The organism is Streptococcus sp. 1621, from assembly GCF_013276615.1.
Lineage (GTDB): Bacteria > Bacillota > Bacilli > Lactobacillales > Streptococcaceae > Streptococcus.
The window spans coordinates 1-4,797 of record NZ_VMLJ01000054.1 but is presented as its reverse complement, the minus strand read 5'-3'; the positions used below and the strand labels follow the sequence as shown (position 1 = coordinate 4,797).

At 50.2% G+C, this 4,797-nt stretch carries 1 tRNA gene and 3 rRNA genes; all 4 read left to right on the top strand.

From position 1 onward, the window contains the following. Positions 1–1,455, top strand: a 16S ribosomal RNA gene (locus tag HT697_RS09950); the annotation flags it as partial. 51 nt (positions 1,456–1,506) lie between these two features. Then, positions 1,507–1,579 (top strand) — tRNA-Ala (locus HT697_RS09945). 124 nt (positions 1,580–1,703) lie between these two features. Continuing rightward, positions 1,704–4,604, top strand: a 23S ribosomal RNA gene (locus HT697_RS09940). 76 nt (positions 4,605–4,680) lie between these two features. Next, positions 4,681–4,796 (top strand): 5S ribosomal RNA (gene rrf, locus HT697_RS09935). The last annotated feature ends 1 nt before the right edge of the window (position 4,797 follow it).

Sequence of the window (4,797 nt, the reverse complement as noted above, 5' to 3'; positions counted from 1 at the left end):
GGATGAGTTGCGAACGGGTGAGTAACGCGTAGGTAACCTGCCTGGTAGCGGGGGATAACTATTGGAAACGATAGCTAATACCGCATAAGAGTAGATGTTGCATGACATTTGCTTAAAAGGTGCAATTGCATCACTACCAGATGGACCTGCGTTGTATTAGCTAGTTGGTGGGGTAACGGCTCACCAAGGCGACGATACATAGCCGACCTGAGAGGGTGATCGGCCACACTGGGACTGAGACACGGCCCAGACTCCTACGGGAGGCAGCAGTAGGGAATCTTCGGCAATGGACGGAAGTCTGACCGAGCAACGCCGCGTGAGTGAAGAAGGTTTTCGGATCGTAAAGCTCTGTTGTAAGAGAAGAACGAGTGTGAGAGTGGAAAGTTCACACTGTGACGGTATCTTACCAGAAAGGGACGGCTAACTACGTGCCAGCAGCCGCGGTAATACGTAGGTCCCGAGCGTTGTCCGGATTTATTGGGCGTAAAGCGAGCGCAGGCGGTTAGATAAGTCTGAAGTTAAAGGCTGTGGCTTAACCATAGTACGCTTTGGAAACTGTTTAACTTGAGTGCAAGAGGGGAGAGTGGAATTCCATGTGTAGCGGTGAAATGCGTAGATATATGGAGGAACACCGGTGGCGAAAGCGGCTCTCTGGCTTGTAACTGACGCTGAGGCTCGAAAGCGTGGGGAGCAAACAGGATTAGATACCCTGGTAGTCCACGCCGTAAACGATGAGTGCTAGGTGTTAGACCCTTTCCGGGGTTTAGTGCCGTAGCTAACGCATTAAGCACTCCGCCTGGGGAGTACGACCGCAAGGTTGAAACTCAAAGGAATTGACGGGGGCCCGCACAAGCGGTGGAGCATGTGGTTTAATTCGAAGCAACGCGAAGAACCTTACCAGGTCTTGACATCCCTCTGACCGCTCTAGAGATAGAGTTTTCCTTCGGGACAGAGGTGACAGGTGGTGCATGGTTGTCGTCAGCTCGTGTCGTGAGATGTTGGGTTAAGTCCCGCAACGAGCGCAACCCCTATTGTTAGTTGCCATCATTCAGTTGGGCACTCTAGCGAGACTGCCGGTAATAAACCGGAGGAAGGTGGGGATGACGTCAAATCATCATGCCCCTTATGACCTGGGCTACACACGTGCTACAATGGCTGGTACAACGAGTCGCAAGCCGGTGACGGCAAGCTAATCTCTTAAAGCCAGTCTCAGTTCGGATTGTAGGCTGCAACTCGCCTACATGAAGTCGGAATCGCTAGTAATCGCGGATCAGCACGCCGCGGTGAATACGTTCCCGGGCCTTGTACACACCGCCCGTCACACCACGAGAGTTTGTAACACCCGAAGTCGGTGAGGTAACCGTAAGGAGCCAGCCGCCTAAGGTGGGATAGATGATTGGGGTGAAGTCGTAACAAGGTAGCCGTATCGGAAGGTGCGGCTGGATCACCTCCTTTCTAAGGATAAGGAACTGCGCATTGGTCTTGTTTAGTCTTGAGAGGTCTTGTGGGGCCTTAGCTCAGCTGGGAGAGCGCCTGCTTTGCACGCAGGAGGTCAGCGGTTCGATCCCGCTAGGCTCCATTGGTGAGAGATCACCAAGTAATGCACATTGAAAATTGAATATCTATATCAAATAGTAACAAGAAAATAAACCGAAAACGCTGTAGTATTAATAAGAGTTTATGACTGAAAGGTCAGAAAATAAGGTTAAGTTAATAAGGGCGCACGGTGGATGCCTTGGCACTAGGAGCCGAAGAAGGACGTGACAAACGACGATATGCCTTGGGTAGCTGTAAGTAAGCGATGATCCAGGGATTTCCGAATGGGGGAACCCAACAGGTACTACCTGTTACCCGCATCTGTTAAGGATGTGAGGAGGAAGACGCAGTGAACTGAAACATCTAAGTAGCTGCAGGAAGAGAAAGCAAAAGCGATTGCCTTAGTAGCGGCGAGCGAAACGGCAGGAGGGCAAACCGAAGAGTTTACTCTTCGGGGTTGTAGGACTGCAATGCGGACTCAAAGATTATAGAAGAATGATTTGGGAAGATCAGCCAAAGAGAGTAATAGCCTCGTATTTAAAATAGTCTTTGTACCTAGCAGTATCCTGAGTACGGCGGGACACGTGAAATCCCGTCGGAATCTGGGAGGACCATCTCCCAACCCTAAATACTCCCTAGTGACCGATAGTGAACCAGTACCGTGAGGGAAAGGTGAAAAGCACCCCGGGAGGGGAGTGAAATAGAACCTGAAACCGTGTGCCTACAACAAGTTCGAGCCCGTTAATGGGTGAGAGCGTGCCTTTTGTAGAATGAACCGGCGAGTTACGTTATGATGCGAGGTTAAGTTGAAGAGACGGAGCCGTAGGGAAACCGAGTCTGAATAGGGCGCCTTAGTATCATGACGTAGACCCGAAACCATGTGACCTACCCATGAGCAGGTTGAAGGTGCGGTAAGACGCACTGGAGGACCGAACCAGGGCACGTTGAAAAGTGCTTGGATGACTTGTGGGTAGCGGAGAAATTCCAAACGAACTTGGAGATAGCTGGTTCTCTCCGAAATAGCTTTAGGGCTAGCGTCGACATAAAGATTCTTGGAGGTAGAGCACTGTTTGGGTGAGGGGTCCATCCCGGATTACCAATCTCAGATAAACTCCGAATGCCAATGAATTATGGTCGGCAGTCAGACTGCGAGTGCTAAGATCCGTAGTCGAAAGGGAAACAGCCCAGACCACCAGCTAAGGTCCCAAAATAATTGTTAAGTGGAAAAGGATGTGGGGTTGCACAGACAACTAGGATGTTAGCTTAGAAGCAGCTATTCATTCAAAGAGTGCGTAATAGCTCACTAGTCGAGTGACCCTGCGCCGAAAATGTACCGGGGCTAAAACAATTTACCGAAGCTGTGGATACCTTTATAGGTATGGTAGGAGAGCGTTCTATGTGTGATGAAGGTATACCGTGAGGAGTGCTGGAACGCATAGAAGTGAGAATGCCGGTATGAGTAGCGAAAGACAGGTGAGAATCCTGTCCACCGTAAGACTAAGGTTTCCAGGGGAAGGCTCGTCCGCCCTGGGTTAGTCGGGACCTAAGGAGAGACCGAAAGGTGTATCCGATGGACAACAGGTTGATATTCCTGTACTAGAGTATGTAGTGATGGAGGGACGCAGTAGGCTAACTAAAGCAGACGATTGGAAGTGTCTGTCTAAGCAGTGAGGTGTGAATTGAGTTAAATGCTTAGTTCTATAACATTGAGCTGTGATGGGGAGCGAAGTTTAGTAGCGAAGTTAGTGACGTCACACTGCCAAGAAAAGCTTCTAGCGTTTAAACATACTCTACCCGTACCGCAAACCGACACAGGTAGTCGAGGCGAGTAGCCTCAGGTGAGCGAGAGAACTCTCGTTAAGGAACTCGGCAAAATGACCCCGTAACTTCGGGAGAAGGGGTGCTGACTTTAAGTCAGCCGCAGTGAATAGGCCCAAGCAACTGTTTATCAAAAACACAGCTCTCTGCTAAATCGTAAGATGATGTATAGGGGGTGACGCCTGCCCGGTGCTGGAAGGTTAAGAGGAGTGCTTAGCGTAAGCGAAGGTATGAATTGAAGCCCCAGTAAACGGCGGCCGTAACTATAACGGTCCTAAGGTAGCGAAATTCCTTGTCGGGTAAGTTCCGACCCGCACGAAAGGCGTAATGATTTGGGCACTGTCTCAACGAGAGACTCGGTGAAATTTTAGTACCTGTGAAGATGCAGGTTACCCGCGACAGGACGGAAAGACCCCATGGAGCTTTACTGCAGTTTGATATTGAGTGTCTGTACCACATGTACAGGATAGGTAGGAGTCTATGAGATCGGGACGCCAGTTTCGAAGGAGACGTTGTTGGGATACTACCCTTGTGTTATGGCCACTCTAACCCAGATAGGTGATCCCTATCGGAGACAGTGTCTGACGGGCAGTTTGACTGGGGCGGTCGCCTCCTAAAAGGTAACGGAGGCGCCCAAAGGTTCCCTCAGAATGGTTGGAAATCATTCGCAGAGTGTAAAGGTATAAGGGAGCTTGACTGCGAGAGCTACAACTCGAGCAGGGACGAAAGTCGGGCTTAGTGATCCGGTGGTTCCGTATGGAAGGGCCATCGCTCAACGGATAAAAGCTACCCTGGGGATAACAGGCTTATCTCCCCCAAGAGTTCACATCGACGGGGAGGTTTGGCACCTCGATGTCGGCTCGTCGCATCCTGGGGCTGTAGTCGGTCCCAAGGGTTGGGCTGTTCGCCCATTAAAGCGGCACGCGAGCTGGGTTCAGAACGTCGTGAGACAGTTCGGTCCCTATCCGTCGCGGGCGTAGGAAATTTGAGAGGATCTGCTCCTAGTACGAGAGGACCAGAGTGGACTTACCGCTGGTGTACCAGTTGTCTTGCCAAAGGCATCGCTGGGTAGCTATGTAGGGAAGGGATAAACGCTGAAAGCATCTAAGTGTGAAACCCACCTCAAGATGAGATTTCCCATGATTTTATATCAGTAAGAGCCCTGAGAGATGATCAGGTAGATAGGTTAGAAGTGGAAGTGTGGCGACACATGTAGCGGACTAATACTAATAGCTCGAGGACTTATCCAAAGTAACTGAGAATACGAAAGCGAATGGTTTTCTTGGTTTGAATAGATATTCAATTTTGAGTAGGTATTACTCAGAGTTAAGTGACGATAGCCTAGGAGATACACCTGTACCCATGCCGAACACAGAAGTTAAGCCCTAGAACGCCGGAAGTAGTTGGGGGTTGCCCCCTGTGAGATATGGAAGTCGCTTAGCT